Annotated in this window: 12 protein-coding genes; 2 read left to right on the forward strand and 10 right to left on the reverse strand. The window is 69.2% G+C overall.

Annotated features, from left to right (window positions below; all coding sequences use genetic code 11):
• Nucleotides 1-24: 24 nt before the first annotated feature.
• The 6 genes from M9917_RS16015 to xdhA are packed head-to-tail and all read right to left on the reverse strand — an operon-like array spanning nt 25 to nt 8,194.
• The gene (locus M9917_RS16015) at nt 25-936 is read right to left on the reverse strand and encodes an ABC transporter permease (RefSeq protein ID WP_297257098.1); all 912 of its coding nucleotides are present in this window, start codon (nt 934-936) and stop codon (nt 25-27) included.
• 8 nt (nt 937-944) lie between these two features.
• Complete coding sequence (locus M9917_RS16020) at nt 945-1,970, reverse strand: ABC transporter permease (protein ID WP_297257099.1); 1,026 nt, start codon at nt 1,968-1,970, stop codon at nt 945-947.
• A gap of 31 nt (nt 1,971-2,001) precedes the next feature.
• Nucleotides 2,002-3,549 carry an ABC transporter ATP-binding protein gene (locus tag M9917_RS16025; protein ID WP_297255308.1) on the reverse strand — a complete coding sequence of 516 codons (1,548 nt, stop codon included), beginning with the start codon at nt 3,547-3,549 and terminating at the stop codon, nt 2,002-2,004.
• Nucleotides 3,533-4,375: a xanthine dehydrogenase accessory protein XdhC gene (gene xdhC, locus M9917_RS16030; protein WP_297255310.1), complete on the reverse strand. Its 843-nt coding sequence runs from the start codon at nt 4,373-4,375 to the stop codon at nt 3,533-3,535. The genes M9917_RS16025 and xdhC overlap by 17 nt, the downstream gene beginning before the upstream one ends.
• Nucleotides 4,372-6,711 carry a xanthine dehydrogenase molybdopterin binding subunit gene (xdhB, locus tag M9917_RS16035; RefSeq protein ID WP_297255312.1) on the reverse strand — a complete coding sequence of 780 codons (2,340 nt, stop codon included), beginning with the start codon at nt 6,709-6,711 and terminating at the stop codon, nt 4,372-4,374. The genes xdhC and xdhB overlap by 4 nt, the downstream gene beginning before the upstream one ends.
• The gene (xdhA, locus tag M9917_RS16040) at nt 6,704-8,194 is read right to left on the reverse strand and encodes a xanthine dehydrogenase small subunit (protein WP_297255314.1); all 1,491 of its coding nucleotides are present in this window, start codon (nt 8,192-8,194) and stop codon (nt 6,704-6,706) included. The genes xdhB and xdhA overlap by 8 nt, the downstream gene beginning before the upstream one ends.
• Nucleotides 8,195-8,280: 86 nt before the next feature.
• Between xdhA and guaD the strand changes: the two genes are divergently transcribed.
• Complete coding sequence (gene guaD, locus M9917_RS16045; protein WP_297255316.1) at nt 8,281-9,609, forward strand: guanine deaminase; 1,329 nt, start codon at nt 8,281-8,283, stop codon at nt 9,607-9,609.
• On the opposite strand, the gene M9917_RS16050 is transcribed toward guaD, so the two are convergent.
• The 4 genes from M9917_RS16050 to M9917_RS16065 all read right to left on the reverse strand — a co-directional run bounded on the left by M9917_RS16050 (nt 9,579) and on the right by M9917_RS16065 (nt 14,177).
• Entirely contained in the window at nt 9,579-10,436 is an 858-nt protein-coding gene (locus M9917_RS16050; RefSeq protein ID WP_297255318.1) for a D-amino-acid transaminase, read from the reverse strand. The genes guaD and M9917_RS16050 overlap by 31 nt on opposite strands.
• Nucleotides 10,437-10,519: 83 nt before the next feature.
• On the reverse strand, nt 10,520-12,820 hold the full coding sequence (locus M9917_RS16055; RefSeq protein WP_297255320.1) for an NADP-dependent malic enzyme: 2,301 nt from the start codon (nt 12,818-12,820) through the stop codon (nt 10,520-10,522).
• Nucleotides 12,821-13,060: 240 nt separating this feature from the next.
• The gene (locus M9917_RS16060; RefSeq protein ID WP_061964496.1) at nt 13,061-13,297 is read right to left on the reverse strand and encodes an Lrp/AsnC ligand binding domain-containing protein; all 237 of its coding nucleotides are present in this window, start codon (nt 13,295-13,297) and stop codon (nt 13,061-13,063) included.
• Nucleotides 13,298-13,352: 55 nt separating this feature from the next.
• A complete protein-coding gene (locus M9917_RS16065) occupies nt 13,353-14,177 on the reverse strand; it encodes an alpha/beta hydrolase (RefSeq protein WP_297255325.1) in 825 nt (274 codons plus the stop codon).
• 138 nt (nt 14,178-14,315) lie between these two features.
• Here M9917_RS16065 and M9917_RS16070 point away from each other — a divergent pair, with 138 nt between their 5' ends.
• Complete coding sequence (locus M9917_RS16070; protein ID WP_297255328.1) at nt 14,316-15,311, forward strand: asparaginase; 996 nt, start codon at nt 14,316-14,318, stop codon at nt 15,309-15,311.
• Nucleotides 15,312-15,327 lie beyond the last annotated feature (16 nt).

The following is a 15,327-nucleotide window of genomic DNA, read 5'->3' on the forward strand; positions in this document are numbered from 1 at the left end:
TATCCCCGTTGTCTGGTTGCGGCGTCAGGACGCCGAGAAGGGTTTGCCGAGGCAGGCGGGCGCGTCGAGCCGGCCGGTCCTCCGTCCTAGCGACATCATGGTCAGAACCGCAATCGTCGCAAGGTAGGGGGTCATCGCCAGAACCTCCGGCGCGAGCCAGGCGACGCCGGCCGCCTTGGCCTGCAGCTCGAGCGTCATCACCGCGCCGAAAAGATAGGCGCCGATCAGGAGCCGCCCCGGCTTCCAGGCCGAGAAGACGACGAGCGCCAGCGCGATCCAGCCCCGGCCGGCGGTCAGCCGGTCCGCCCACATCGGTGTCAGCGCCAGAGAGAAGCAGGCGCCGGCAAGCCCCGCCAGCGCCCCGCCGAAGGCGACCGCGCCGTAGCGGATGGCAACGACCGGATAGCCGATTGCATGCGCCGAGGCGTCGTTCTCGCCGACCGCGCGCAGGATCAGCCCCGCCCGCGTGCGGCTGAGGACAAAGCTCACGCCCGCTACCAGCGCGAGCGAGAGATAGACCAGGATGTCGTGGCCGAAGACGATGCGCAGCAGCGGATGCTGCGAAAGCGCGGCCGGAAACACCGGTCCCAGCCGCTCCACCGTGCGCCCGACGAAGCCCGCGCCGACGAGCGAGGAGGCGCCGATGCCGAAGATCGTGAGCGCAAGCCCGGTCGCGACCTGGTTGGCCATCAGCGAGAGCGCGAGCACGGCGAAGATCATGGCGGCCGCGATACCGGCGCCCGCCGCCGCGACGACGCCCGCCCCGGTGCTGCCGGTCGAGAAGGCGACGGAGAAGCCCGCGACCGCGCCGCACAGCATCATGCCCTCGACGCCGAGGTTGAGCACGCCGGCCTTCTCCGCGACGAGCTCGCCGAGCGCCGCCAGCAGAAGCGGCGTCGAGGCCGCGACCAGCGTCATCACGATCGAGACGAGCATGGTGGTGGTCACGCCGCCCTCCGCTTCCACGCGATCCGCCACGTCACCAGGACGTCGGTCGCCAGCAGCATGAACAGCAGCAGCGCCTGGAACATGCCCGTGGCCGCCTGCGGCAGGCGCACCGTCGATTGCGCGATCTCGCCGCCGACATAAGATCCCGCCAGCACGATCCCGCCGAAGACGATGCCGGGCGGGCTGAGCCGGCCGAGGAAGGCGACGATGATCGCGGTGAAACCGTAGCCGACCGGGAATTGCGGGGTGAGCTGGCCGAAGGGGCCTGCCGCCTCGAACAGCCCGGCGAGGCCGGCAAGCCCGCCGCCGAGCAGCATCGTCGCCCAGGTCGTGCGCGCCGCGCTGAAGCCGCCGTGCCGGGCGGCGGCGGGCGCCAGGCCCACGACCTTCACCGCATAGCCCGCCGTGGTCTTCTCCATGGTGAGCCAGGCGATTGCCGCGATGATGAGCGCGACGGGAATGCCGAGATGGACGAGCGTTCCCTCGATCACGGTCGGCAGCGTCTGGTCGGCGGTGAACATCCGCGTCTGCGGGAAATTGAAGCCGTCCGGGTCCTTCCACGGCCCGCGCACCAGGAAATACAGGAGCTGCACCGCGACATAGGTCAGCATCAGGCTGGTCAGGATCTCGCTGACCTGGAGTTTCACCCGCAGCAAAGCGGGGATCGCGGCCCAGGCCATGCCGCCGAGGATGCCGGCGAGCGCCATGGCCGGCAGGATCCACCAGCCGCTCATGTCGTAGGTCAAAAGCGCGACGCCGGTGCCGGCGACGGCACCCATGACGTATTGCCCCTCGGCGCCGATGTTCCAGACATTGGCGCGGAAGCCGATGGCGAGCCCGAGCGCGATCATCACGAGCGGCGCGGCCTTGACGCCGATATCGGCCCAGCGCTGCGGCTCCAGGAAGGGCGTCAGGAAGATGCTCTCGACCGCGTGGAAGCCGTCATAGCCCATGGCGGTGAAGACGATCATGCCCAGAAGCATGGTCGCCCCGATCGCGATCATCGGACTCAAGGCCAGCATCCGCAGGCTGGGTTCCCGGCGGCGGCGCCATTCAAGCATGGGCGGCCGCCTCCGCGCCGTGGACCCCGCCCATCATCAGGCCGATCTCGTCGATGCCGAGGCTCGCGACCGGGCGCGGCACTGACAGCCGTCCCTCGTTGATGACGCTGAGCCGGTCGGTAAGCTCGATGAGCTCGTCCAGATCCTGCGAGATCACGATGACCGCCGAGCCCTTGGCGGCGAGATCGACGAGCTCCTGCCTTATCGCTGCGGCCGCGCCCGCATCGACGCCCCAGGTCGGCTGCGAGACGACGAGCACGGAAGGCTCCTGGCCGATCTCGCGGCCCATGATGAATTTCTGCAGGTTTCCGCCCGAGAGCGAGCGCGCCAGCGCGCCGGGGCCGGTGGTGCGCACGTCGAAGCGCTGGATGACCCCCTCGGTGAAGCGCGCCACGGCGGCGGCGCTGATGAAGCCGCGCGGCGTGAGCTTCAGGCGATGGCGCGCGGTCAGGACGGCGTTCTCGGCCAGCGAGAAATCCGGCACGGCGGCATGGCCGTTGCGCTCCTCGGGCACGCAGGCGAGGCCGAGCGCCCGCCGGGCGCCCGCGCCATCGAGCCCGATTGCCCTGCCGTCGAGCCTGATCGCCTCGGGCCTGGCCGCGAGCCGCTCGCCCGAGAGCGCGGTGAGAAGCTCCGCCTGTCCGTTGCCGGCGACGCCGGCGATGCCGAGGATCTCGCCGGCCCGCGCCTCGAAGGCGATGTCCTTCAGGGCGGTGCCGAAGGGCGGTTCGCCGGGGAGCGAAAGCCCTTCGACAGCGAGCCTGACGGCGCCGGCGCCAGTCGCCCGGCCATGCTCGATCCTGCGCAATTGCGCGCCGATCATCAGCTCCGCCATGCGCCGGGTCGTCTCGGTTTTCGGGTCGCAAGCCGCGACCACGCGCCCGCCGCGCAGGATGGTGGCGCCGTCGCAGAGCGCCTTGATCTCCGGAAGCTTGTGCGAAATGTAGAGGATCGAGCAGCCCTCGGCCGCGATCTGGCGCAGCGTCGAAAACAGCCGCTCGACCTCCTGCGGCGTCAAGACCGAGGTCGGCTCGTCCATGATAAGCAGCTTCGGCTTCTGCAACAGGCAGCGCACGATCTCGATGCGCTGGCGCTCGCCGACCGAGAGCGTGTGCACCTCCCGCTCCGGATCGAGCGGCAGCGAATAGGATTGCAGGATCGCGGCGACGCGGCGCTTCAGCTCCTCGCGCTCGACCGCCTCGTCGAGGCCCAGCGCGATGTTCTCGATCACGGTCATCGCGTCGAACAGCGAGAAATGCTGGAACACCATGCCGATGCCGAGCTTGCGCGCGGCTTTCGGCGAGGCGATCGCGACCGGCCTGCCGTTCCAGGAGATCGTGCCCGCGTCGGCCTCGAGCACGCCGTAGATGATCTTGACCAGCGTCGACTTGCCGGCGCCGTTCTCGCCGAGCAGGGCGTGGATCTCGCCGGGCCTGACGCTCAGGCTGATGTCGTCATTGGCCTTCACGCCCGGAAAGCTCTTGGAGATGTGGGCGAGCGCCAGCCGCGGCGGCACCTCCTGCTCACGCGGCTGGTTCATGGCTCGCCCGCCTCCCTCGCGCCGGCGTCCGGCGGCCAAGCAAGCAACGCACCAACTCGGCCGCCGTCAAGGCCGCGATCACCTCCGGGCGCTTGTCGTCCACATCCGCGCCGCCGATCGGGCAGGTCAGGTGCATGAGCGCCGCGCGCCGCCCGCCGACCCTGATGAAGCCCGATTCGAAGCGGGCGCGCTTGGTGGCCGAGCCGATCATGCCGATATAAGCCGCGTCGCCCCGCGCCAGAGCCGCCTCCGCCAGCCGGTAGTCGAGCGCATGGCTGTGCGAGAGCACGACGAAACCGGCGCCCGCCGGCGCGCCCGCGACCGCATCGACCGGATCGGCCATGCGGATGCAGGTGACGGCGCGCGGCAGACCGTCCATCACCGCGTCGCGGTCGTCGATCAGCGTGACTGAAAAGGGCAGGGGCGCCAGCGCCTTCGCCAGCGCCCGGCCGGTATGGCCGGCGCCGAAGACGAGGACCGAGGGGCGGGCGAGGGCTTGCGCCTTCTCGCGGGCGGCGATGAGCGCGATCTCGGCGGTAGCCGTGCGGCGCAGCGAGACGCTGACCCGTCCGCCGCAGCACTGCCCCATCTGCGGGCCGAGCGGGATGTCGAGGATGCGCTCAGCTTGGCCGGCTGCCAGCATCTGCCGGGCGATGTCGATGCAGTGGAATTCGAGCTGCCCGCCGCCGATGGTCCCGGCGCTGGCATCCGGGGAGACGGCCATCGAGGCACCGGCCTCGCGCGGGGTCGAGCCTTCCGCCGCCTCGATCCTGACGAGGACGACGGCGTCGTGGCGATGCGCGGAGAGGAAGGCGGCAAGCGTCACGGCCTCCTCCCGCGTTCCGTCCTGACCCGTTCGACGGCGTCCAGCACGCGCTCGGGCGTCGCGGGCGCGTCGAGGCGCGGGCAGATCCGGTGATCGCCCACGCTCGCCACCGCGTCCGACAGCGCATGCAGCACCGAGATCGCCAGCATCAGCGGCGGCTCGCCGACCGCCTTGGAGCGGTGGATCGTCGGCTCGCGGTTCGGCGCATCGTCGAGCAGGTGCACGTTGAAGATGCGCGGCCGGTCCGAGGCGACGGGGATCTTGTAGGTCGAGGGGGCGTGGGTCGAAAGCCTCCCCTTGCGGTCCCAGACCAGCTCCTCCGTCGTCAGCCAGCCCATGCCCTGCACGAAGCCGCCCTCGATCTGGCCCCGGTCGATCGCCGGATTCAGCGATTGCCCGCAATCATGCAGGATATCGACGCGCTCGACCCTGTATTCGCCGGTCAGCGTGTCGATCGCGACTTCGGCCGCCGCCGCGCCATAGGCGAAGTAATAGAAGGGGTGGCCGCGCCCGGCCTTGCGGTCCCAATGGATTTTTGGCGTCGCGTAGAAGCCCGTCGCGGAAAGCTGGACGCGTGCCATATAGGCGGCCGCGACCAGTTCCTTGAAGCCGATCTCGCGGGCGCCGACCTTCACGCGTCCCGGCAGGAAGGCGATCTCCTCTGCCTGCACCTGCCAGTGCCTCGCGGCGAATGCCGTCAGCCGCCGCTTGATCGTCTCGCAGGCGTCGAGCGCCGCCATGCCGTTGAGATCGGAGCCGGAGGAGGCGGCGGTCGCCGAGGTGTTCGGCACCTTGCCGGTGGTGGTCGCGGTGATCTTGACCTGGGTCAGGTCGATGCCGAAGGCATGCGCCACCACCTGCGCCACCTTGATGTAGAGCCCTTGCCCCATCTCGGTGCCGCCATGGTTCAGCGCGACCGTGCCGTCGGTATAGACATTGACCAGGGCGCCTGCCTGGTTGAACCAGGTCGCGGTGAAGGAGATGCCGAACTTGACCGGCGTCAGCGCGATGCCGCGCTTGACGATGGGGCTCGTCTCGTTGGCCTCACGGATCGCCGCCTTGCGCGCCTGGTAGTCTGAGCGCCGTTCCAGCTCCGCGATGATATCCGCCGCGATATTGTCCTCGACCGCCTGGTGATAGGGCGTGACGTCGCGGCCCGAGCCCCGGTAGAGGTTGCGCTTGCGTACCGTGAGCGGATCGAGCCCGGTCGCGAAGGCGACCTCCTCGATGAAGCGCTCGGCCCCGACCATGCCCTGCGGCCCGCCGAAGCCGCGGAAGGCGGTGTTCGAGCAGGTGTTGGTGAAGAGCGGCTGCGAGCTGGCGCGCACCGCCGGGTAGAAATAGCAGTTGTCCATGTGGAACAGGGCGCGGTCGGTCACCGGCCCCGACAGGTCGGCGTTCCAGCCGCAGCGCGCCGCATAGACGGCATCGACCGCATGGATCATGCCCTCGTCGTCGAAGCCGATTTCGTAGTCGCAGACGAAATCGTGGCGTTTTCCCGTGATCGCCATGTCGTCGTCGCGGTCGGGCCGGAGCTTGACCGGGCGCCTGAGCTTGCGGGCGGCGAGCGCGGCGACGCAGGCGAAGAGATTGGCCTGCGTCTCCTTGCCGCCGAAGCCGCCGCCCATGCGCCTGACCTCGACCGTCACCGCGTGCGAGCCGGTGCCGAGCACGGCGGCGACCATGTGCTGGACCTCGCTCGGGTGCTGGGTCGAGACCATGACCGTCATGTCCTCGTCCTCGCCGGGGATGGCGAGCGCGATCTGGCCTTCGAGATAGAAATGCTCCTGCCCGCCGATCGCCATCGTGCCGTTCAGCCGGCGCGGGCTCGCCGCGAGCGCCGCAGCGACATCCCCGCGCTCCAGCCTGAGCGGTTCGGTGACGAGCCTGCCGCCGGCCGCGCGCGCGGCGGCGATGTCGATGAGCGGCGCCTCCTCGGCATGATCGGCCTTCGCCAGCGCGGCGGCGCGGCGCGCCTCATCGCGTGTCCCGGCCACCACGGCGAAGAGCGGCTGGCCGTGGAACAGGATGCGGTCGGTGGCGAAGACCGGCTCGTCATGCAGATGCGTCGAGGAGATGTCGTTGGCGCCGGGGATGTCGGCCGCCGTCAGCACGGCGAGGACGCCCGGCGCGGCGCGGACGGCGGAAAGGTCGAGCGCGGCGAGCCGGCCATGGGCGATGGCGCTTAAGCCGAGATAGGCGTGCAGCAGCCCCTCCGGCGCGGCGATGTCGTCGATATAGAGCGCCTCGCCCGCGACGTGCTTCAGCGCGGAATCATGGGCGCGGGCGGCGCCGGCCTCAGTCCCGCTGTCGAGCCTGCGGCGTGCGTCAGCCATGGGCGGCCTCCGCCGGCCTGCCGGCGACCCGCGTTTGCGTCGGGCCTTGCGTCGTCTCGATCAGGAAGCGGCGCAGCAGGTTGCCGGCGATCTTCAGCCGGTAATGCGCCGAGGCGCGCATGTCGTCGAGCGGCGTGAAATCCTGCGGCAGCGCCGAAATCGCCGCCATGACCGCCTCCTCGCCCCATCGCCAGCCGGTCAGCACAGCCTCCGCCGCCGCCGCCCGCTTCGGGATGCCGGCCATGCCGCCATAGGCGAGGCGGGCCTGCGTGATCACGCCGCCGGGCCCGAGCGTCAGCCGGAAGGCGCCGCAGACGGCCGAGATGTCCTCGTCGAAGCGCTTCGAGACCTTGGAGGCGTGGAACAGCATGCCCGCCGCCGGCTTCGGCACCAGCACCGCCTCGACGAATTCGCACCTGTGCCGGTCCTGCTTGCGGTAGTCGAGGAAGAAGCGTTCGAGCGGGATCGCGCGGCGCTCGATTCCGCCCTCGCTGCGTCGCGCCAGGACCAGCGTCGCGTCGAGCGCGATCAGGGCAGGCGGCAGGTCGCCGATCGGCGAGCCGTTGGCGATGTTGCCGCCGATCGTGCCGGCGTTGCGCACCTGCTCGCCGCCGAAGCGGCGCATCAGCTCGTCGAGCTGGGGGGAGAGCGTGGCGAGCGCCTTGCGGACATCCGTCTGGCTCGCCATGGCGCCGAAGCGCAGATCACCGCCCTCGTCGGCGATCTCGCGCAGCGCTTCGATCCGCCCGAGGAAGATCACCGGGTCGAGCCGCTTCATCGCCTTGGTGACCCATAAGCCGACATCGGTAGCGCCCGCCACCAGCGTCGCCTGCGGATGCGCGGCGATGAGATCGGCCAGCGCCGCGACGGTCGCGGGCGCGAAGAAGCGCCCGCCTTCGCCTTGCAGCGCCAGCGTCTCGGCATCGTTCAGGGCCGCGAGCCGTGCCGCGATCGCCGCGCGCTCTTTCAGGAACCGATCCGCCTCGCGTAGCGCGATCTCATCCATGCGGCGGCCGGCGGCGATGATCGGCTCATAGCCGGTGCAGCGGCAGAGATTGCCGGCGAGCGCATCTTCGATGCGGCCGGTTGTCGGCGCCGCCTCGTTCAGCCGGAGCGCGAGGAGCGACATCACGAAGCCCGGCGTGCAGAAGCCGCATTGCGAGCCGTGGCAGTCCACCATCGCCTGCTGGACCGGGTGCAGGCCGCCATCCGCGTCCTTCAGATGTTCGACCGTCAGCAACTGGCAGCCGTCGAGCGTCGGCAGGAAGCGGATGCAGGCGTTGATCGCCTCGTGGCGCAGCGTGCCGCGGTCGAGCCGGCCGATGACGACGGTGCAGGCGCCGCAATCGCCCTCGGCGCAGCCTTCCTTGGTGCCGGTCATGCGCCTCTCGAGGCGCAGCCAGTCGAGCACCGTCAGCGTCGGGTCGCAGCTTTCGATCGCGATCGGCTCGTCGCCGAGCAGGAAGCGCAAGGTCTCACGCATGCCGCCAGATTAGGCATGATCCGCGCTTGGCCGGAAGCGGCGATTTGGTGCAGATGTGATGGGACATTGTGCCGGAGGCGCCCGCCGTGACCGCATCCACCGCCTTGCGCGCCCTGCGCGGCCGCCTGCTCTGGTTCGTCGACGATCCGGAGATCGCGGGCGAGGCGGCGCATCGCTATGTCGAGGACGGGCTGCTCGTCATCCGCAACGGTCTGGTCGAGGCAGCCGGCGCGGCGCGCGACCTGCTGCCGGCGCTGCCGGCCGATGCGGAGATCGTCGATCACCGCCCGCACCTGATCATGCCGGGCTTCATCGACGCTCATATCCACATACCGCAGACGCAGGTCATCGCCTCCTACGGCGCGCAACTGCTGGAGTGGCTGAACAAATACACCTTCGTCGAGGAGCAGAAGCTCAGCCGGCAGGGCCATGCCGAGAAGCTCTCGCGCTTCTTCCTCGACGAGCTCGTCGCCAACGGCACCACCACGGCCGCGGTCTATTGCTCGGTGCATCCGCAATCGGCGGAAGCCTTCTTCACGGAATCGCAGCGGCGGAACACGCGCATGATCGCCGGCAAGGTGATGATGGACCGCAATGCGCCGGACGCGCTGACCGACACGGCCGAGAGCGGCTATCGCGATTCGAAGGCGCTGATCGCCCGCTGGCACGGCAACGGCCGGCAGCTCTACGCGATCACGCCGCGCTTCGCGATCACCTCGACGCCGGAGCAACTCACCGCCGCGGGGCGGCTCGCGGGCGAGCATCCCGATTGCCATGTCCAGACCCATATCGACGAGAACCGGGCCGAGATCGCGCTGGCCCGTGAGCTCTATCCGGAAGCTGCCGATTATGCCGACATCTATCGGCGTTACGGTGTGCTCGGCCCCAAAAGCCTCATGGGCCATTGCATCCACATGACCGCCAACGAGTGGCGGGCCTTCGCCGAGACCGGCGCGGTCGCCGTCTTCTGCCCGACCTCGAACCTGTTCCTCGGCTCAGGCCTGTTCGATTGGGGAGAGGCGCGCGCGAGCGGCGTCCGGGTCGCGGTCGCGACCGATATCGGCGGCGGCACCTCCTATTCGATGCTCAGGACCATGGCCGAAGCCTACAAGGTGCTGCAATTGCAGGGGCAGACGCTTGGCGCCTTCGCGGCGCTGCACGCGATCACGCGCGGCAATGCGGTGGCGCTCAGCCTCGATCACCTGATCGGCACGTTCGAGCCGGGCCGAGAGGCGGATGTCGTGGTGCTCGATACCGGCGCGACGCGGGCGATGGCGCATCGCCTGGAGACGGCGCGCGATCTGGCCGAGGAGCTGTTCGTGCTGGTCACGCTCGGCGACGAGCGCAACGTCGCCGCGACCTATGTGATGGGAAAGCGGGCGGCTCAGCCCAGCACGCCGCCCTTGCGGGCATAGTCGATATAGATCTCGCGCAGGCGCTGTGCGGTCGGGCCCGGCGCGCCGTTGTGGATGGTGTGGCCGTCGATCGAGGTGACCGGCATGACCAGGCTGGTCGCGGAGGTGACGAAGGCTTCCTCCGCCTCGAGCGCCTCTTCCAGCGTGAAGGCGCGCTCCTCAAAGGAAAAGCCCGTTTCCGCAAGATAGGCCAGCACCGCCTTGCGGGTGATGCCCGGCAGCACCTTGTGCGAGAGCGGGCGCGAGATCAGCGTCTTGTCCTTGACGATCCAGGCGGTGGAGGAGGAGCCCTCCGTCACCACGCCGTCCTCGACAAGCCAGGCCTCCTGCGCGCCGTTGTCCTGCGCGAACTGCTTGGCGAGCACGGGGGCGAGCAGGTTGACGCTCTTGATGTCGCGCCGTGCCCAGCGCAGGTCTGGCGTCGAGACCACCTTGATGCCGGTTTTCGCCGCCGGCGCGTTCACGAAGTTGCGGGCCTGGGTGAACATCACCAGCGTCGGCTTCACGTCCTTCGGGAAGGCGAAGTCGCGATCGGCGGCGCCGCGCGAGACCTGCAGGTAGATGCCACCCTCGTCGAGGCTGTTCTTCCTGATCAATTCCTCGTGGATGGCGACGAGCTCGGCCTTCGACCAAGGCAGGGGAAGCCGGATCTCGCCGCAGGAGCGTTCGAGGCGGGCAAGATGCGCCTCGCAATCGACGAGCTTGCCGCCGATCACCGCCGAGACCTCGTAGATGCCGTCGCCGAAGATGAAACCGCGGTCGAAGACGGAGATCGTCGCCTCTTCCTCGGGAAGATAGGCGCCGTTGACATAGACGATGCGGCTCATGGGACGCGGGACTCTCTGATTGGAAGGAACGCCCGTCCTTCCTAGAGCATGCGGAGTCCGGAGGAAACCGCGCCGTTGGTTCCCTATCGGCCGGTTGCCGCGGCGGCGCTTTCCTGCGCCTCGACCACCGCGACGGCGGTCATGTTGACGACGCCGCGCGCCGTGACCGAGCCGGTGAGGATATGGGCGGGCTTGGCGGTGCCGATCAGGATCGGCCCGACGGGCAGCGCGTCGGCCATCACCTTGGCGAACTGGTAGGAGATGTTGGCGGCGTCGAGATTGGGGAAGATCAGGACGTTCGCCATCCCCTTCAGCGTCGAGGAGGGCAGCACGCGCTCGCGGATCAGCGGCACGAGCGCGGTATCGGCCTCCATCTCGCCGTCGCATTCGAGGCTGGGCGCCCGCTCGCGGATCAGCTTCAGCGCCTTGCGCATCTTCAGCGAGGAGGGCGTGTCGGCCGCGCCGAAATCGGCATGCGACAGGAGCGCTATCTTCGGATCGATGCCGAAGCGCTGGACATGGTCGGCGGCGAGCACGGTCATGTCGGCGATCTCCTCGGCGCTGGGATCGTGCTTCACATGGGTGTCGCCGAGGAAGAAGGCGCCCTTGGTGGTGATGATCAGCGTCATCGCCGCGATGTCGCTGGCACCCGGCGCCAGGCCGATGATGTCCTTGATGTGCCTGAGCCGCGACATGAAGCGGCCCTCGAGGCCGGTGATCATCGCGTCCGCCTCGCCGCGCGCCACCGCCAGCGCCGCGATCACGGTGTTGTTGGTGCGCACCAGCGAACGGGCCGCCTCCGGCGTGATGCCGCGCCGTCCGGCGATCTCGAGATAGGTCTGGACGTAGTCGCGATAGCGCGGATCGTCCTCTGGGTTGACCACCGCGAAATCGGTGCCGGGCTTCAGCGACAGGCCGAAGCGCTCGATGCGGCTTTCGATCACGTTCGGGCGGCCGATCAGGATCGGTACGGCAAGCCCTTCCTCCAGCGCGACCTGGGCTGCGCGCAGCACGCGCTCGTCCTCGCCCTCGGCATAGATCACGCGCTTGGGATCGGCCTTGGCCTTCTGGAACAGCGGCTTCATCAGGAAGCCGGAGCGGAAGACGAAGCGTGACAGCTGCTCGCGATAGGCTTCGATATCGACCAGCGGCTTGCCGGCGACGCCGGTCGCCATCGCAGCCTCCGCCACGGCCGGCGCGATGCGCATGATCAGCCGCGGATCGAAGGGGTTGGGGATCAGCGAGGTCGCGCCGAAGGTCGAGGCCTCGCCGCCATAGGCGCGCGCGGCGATGTCGGAGGTCGCCTCGCGGGCGAGCGAGGCGATGGCGCGCACCGCGGCGAGCTTCATCGCCTCGTTGATCGTGGTCGCCTGCACGTCGAGCGCACCGCGGAAGATGTAAGGGAAGCACAGGACGTTGTTGACCTGGTTCGGATAATCCGAGCGGCCGGTGCAGATCATCGCGTCGGGGCGGGCGGCGAGCGCCTCCTCCGGGGTGATCTCGGGATTGGGGTTGGCGAGCGCCAGGATCAGCGGCATCCGTGCCATCTGCTTCGCCATCTCGGGCTTGAGCACGCCGGCGGCGGAGAGGCCGAGGAAGACGTCGGCACCGGTTATGACCTCGCTGAGCGTGCGGGCTTGCGTGTCCTGCGCATAGACCGCCTTCCAGCGGTCCATCAGCGCGGTGCGGCCCTTGTAGACCACGCCTTCGAGATCGGTGATCCAGATATTCTTCCGCTGCGCGCCGAGCTCGACCAGCAGGTTGGTGCAGGCGAGCGCGGCAGCGCCCGCGCCCGAGACCACGATCTTGACGTCGGCGATCTTCTTGCCCGCGAGATCGAGCCCGTTCAGCACCGCCGCCGAGACGATGATCGCCGTGCCGTGCTGATCGTCATGGAAGACCGGGATCTTCATCCGGGCCTTGAGCTTCTCCTCGATCTCGAAGCATTCCGGCCCCTTGATGTCCTCGAGGTTGATGCCGCCGAAGGTCGGCTCCAGCGCCGCGACCACCTCGACGAACTTCTCGATCTCCTTCTGCTCGACCTCGATGTCGAAGCAGTCGATGCCGGCGAATTTCTTGAACAGGACGGCCTTGCCCTCCATCACCGGCTTCGACGCCAGCGAGCCGATGTCGCCGAGCCCCAGCACGGCGGTGCCGTTGGTGATGACGGCGACGAGGTTCTGGCGCGAGGTGAGTTCCGCGGCCTGCGAAGGATCGTCGACGATCGCCTCGCAGGCGGCGGCGACGCCGGGCGAATAGGCCAGCGCCAGGTCGCGCTGGTTGCCGAGCGGCTTGGTCGCCTGGATCTCGAGCTTACCCGGGCGGGGCTGGCGGTGATAGACGAGCGCGCCCGCGCGCAGGTCGTTGGAAAGCGTGCTCTTCATGGTGCCCGTCACCCCCGCAAAGCCAGTGTCCAGATCATCGCGCGTCCTACCGGACGCGGTAGCGATGATCTATCCCATTGTTGGAGCATCGGATTTTTCCGAAAGGTGGATCCACTTTTCGGTCCGATGCTCTAGCTGGTCGCGCGAAAGCCCATGCGGCGTCAAGCCGTCGGCTTGGCGGACAGGAGCGGCCGACATCCTGCCCGGCCGCCCGGGCCATCGCGCCCGGGCGACGAGGCCTCAGAAGGCCTTGAAGGTGATGATGGTGTGGGTGTCGGCGATCTCGGGGATCGACTGCACTTTCTGCGCGACGAAATGGCCGATATCGACATCCGCCGCGACATGGAACTTGGCCAGGATGTCGTAGTTGCCGGCGGTCGAATAGATCTCCGAGGCGATCTCGCGGTCGGCCAGCTCGCTGGCGACCTCGTAGGTCTTGCCGAGCCTGCATTTGATCTCGACGAAGAAGGTCTGCATCGCGCGCTCCCAAACTCTGGAATGCTGTCTGGATAGAACCGCGGATGCGTTGAGATCAAGCGCCCGCGAGTGCGGCGATCCGCCGTGTCATCGCGTTCTCCGGCTCGGAGAGCCCGGCGAGCACGGTGAAATGATTGGCTCCGGCGATTTCCTCATAGCGCGTCGCGACCCCTTCCAGCCCCCAGACATCGACCAGCCGGCGGCTCTGCTTGAGATATTCCGCGCTCTCCTCGGCACCGACCACGGCGTCCATCGTCAGCCGCGACGGCGCTGGCCAGAACAGCGGGCTTTCGAGCTCGGCCGCCTCCAGGCTGAGGTTCAGCGCCTTGTTGAGGCTGGTCTCGGTCAGGGGCTTCAGGTTGTAGAGGCCGGAGATGCCATAGGCGGCGGGCGCGAGTTGGTCGGGCAGGTCGGGGTCGACGTTCTTCCAGTCGGTGGCGAGCGTGCAGGCGGCGAGATGCCCGCCGGCTGAATGCCCCGTCGCGACGACGGGCAGGCCGAAGCGGCGCCAGAGCGCGGCGGTCGCCTGCTGCAATTCCCAGACGATATGGCCGAGATGCACCTGCGGGCACAGATCGTAGCCGACCACGGCGACGGCCAGGCCGAGCCGGTTCAACCCGCGCGCCATATGCGAGAAATGCTGGCGATCCAGCGCCTGCCAGTAGCCGCCATGGATGAACATCACCAGCGCGTTGCCGCGCATCGCCTCGGGCTTGAACAGGTCGTAGGCCTGGCGCTCGCCCTCGCCATAGGAGACGTTGAGCTCGCAAGGAGCGGCGGCGCGATAGGCTGCCGCATCCGCCTGCCAGCCGGCGATGATCCGCGGATGCTCCGGCACGCGGGCGCGGTTGCCATATTCGCTCTCGTAGTCCGGCGGCATGGCGGGTCCGTCGTTGAAGGGTCGATGTCGGGCGCGAGCGTGGCAGCCCGGCGCGCTTCGCGCCAGCGCTTTTGACAAGAACCCGGCGCCGGCGCCAAAAGGCGGCGGGCCCGCGACGGGCGGGCAGCGGAGGTCGCCATGGAAAATCCGGTCCTCGCCGAGGTCACGCGCGGCAACGTCGTCGAATCGCGCCATCGCGGCGCGGCGATCGTCGTCGACGCCGATGGCGGCGTGGTCTTCTCGGCCGGCGAGGTCGGGCGTCCGGTCTTTCCGCGTTCCGCGGTCAAGGCGATCCAGGCGCTGCCGCTGATCGAGAGCGGCGCCGCCGACCGCTACGGGCTGACGGAGGCCGAGATCGCGCTTTCCGTCTCCTCGCATTCCGGCGAGCCGCGGCATGTCGAGACGGCGCTTGCGATGCTGCGCAAGGCCGGCCGCGACGCCGGCTGCCTCGAATGCGGCGCGCATTGGCCGATCGGCGAGCCAGCCGCCCGCGCCTTGGCGAAATCGGGCGCCGAGCCCGGCGCGCTCAACAACAACTGCTCGGGCAAGCATGCCGGCTTCGTCTGCCTGTCCTGCGCTCTGGACGAGGATCCGGCCGGCTATGTCAAGCCCGCCCACCCCGTGCAGCAGGCGGTGCGCGGCGCGCTGGAGGCGGTGACCGGCGCGGCCCACGGCCCGGAGCGGATGGGCATCGACGGCTGCTCGATCCCCACCTATGCCGTGCCGCTTCCGGCGCTGGCGCTGGGCTTCGCGCGGCTCGGCACCGGGCACGGCCTCCCGCCGGAGCGGGCGAAGGCGGCGGCGCTGATCCGTGCCGCCGTCGCGGCCCATCCCTTCATTGTCGCCGGCACGGACCGCTACGATACGCGGCTGATGGGCGTGCTCGGTCGGCGCGCCTTCACCAAGACCGGTGCCGAGGGCGTCTACTGCGCAGCCCTCCCGGAGCTGGGTTTGGGGCTCGCCGTGAAATGCGACGACGGCGCCGGCCGCGCCGCGGAGGTCGCGATCGGCGCGCTGATCGCCCGTTTCCTGCCGATGGACGAGGCCACGCGAGCCGCTTTCGCGCCGCTCAGCGAGGCCGTGCTGAGGAACTGGAACGGTATCGAGGTCGGCCGGGTGCGCGCCCCGGGATGACAGAGGTGGTTTCGAC

It is taken from the genome of Bosea sp. (in: a-proteobacteria) (assembly GCF_023953965.1).
Taxonomy (GTDB): domain Bacteria; phylum Pseudomonadota; class Alphaproteobacteria; order Rhizobiales; family Beijerinckiaceae; genus Allobosea.

Bases quoted from the DNA above. Each gene is read 5' to 3' on its own strand.
- M9917_RS16015 (WP_297257098.1), bottom strand. From the start codon at position 936: ATGCTCGTCTCGATCGTGATGACGCTGGTCGCGGCCTCGACGCCGCTT.
- M9917_RS16020 (WP_297257099.1), bottom strand. From the start codon at position 1,970: ATGCTGGCCTTGAGTCCGATGATCGCGATCGGGGCGACCATGCTTCTG.
- M9917_RS16025 (WP_297255308.1), bottom strand. From the start codon at position 3,549: ATGAACCAGCCGCGTGAGCAGGAGGTGCCGCCGCGGCTGGCGCTCGCC.
- xdhB (WP_297255312.1), bottom strand. From the start codon at position 6,711: ATGGCTGACGCACGCCGCAGGCTCGACAGCGGGACTGAGGCCGGCGCC.
- xdhA (WP_297255314.1), bottom strand. From the start codon at position 8,194: ATGCGTGAGACCTTGCGCTTCCTGCTCGGCGACGAGCCGATCGCGATC.
- M9917_RS16050 (WP_297255318.1), bottom strand. From the start codon at position 10,436: ATGAGCCGCATCGTCTATGTCAACGGCGCCTATCTTCCCGAGGAAGAG.
- M9917_RS16055 (WP_297255320.1), bottom strand. From the start codon at position 12,820: ATGAAGAGCACGCTTTCCAACGACCTGCGCGCGGGCGCGCTCGTCTAT.
- M9917_RS16060 (WP_061964496.1), bottom strand. From the start codon at position 13,297: ATGCAGACCTTCTTCGTCGAGATCAAATGCAGGCTCGGCAAGACCTAC.
- M9917_RS16065 (WP_297255325.1), bottom strand. From the start codon at position 14,177: ATGCCGCCGGACTACGAGAGCGAATATGGCAACCGCGCCCGCGTGCCG.
- M9917_RS16070 (WP_297255328.1), top strand. From the start codon at position 14,316: ATGGAAAATCCGGTCCTCGCCGAGGTCACGCGCGGCAACGTCGTCGAA.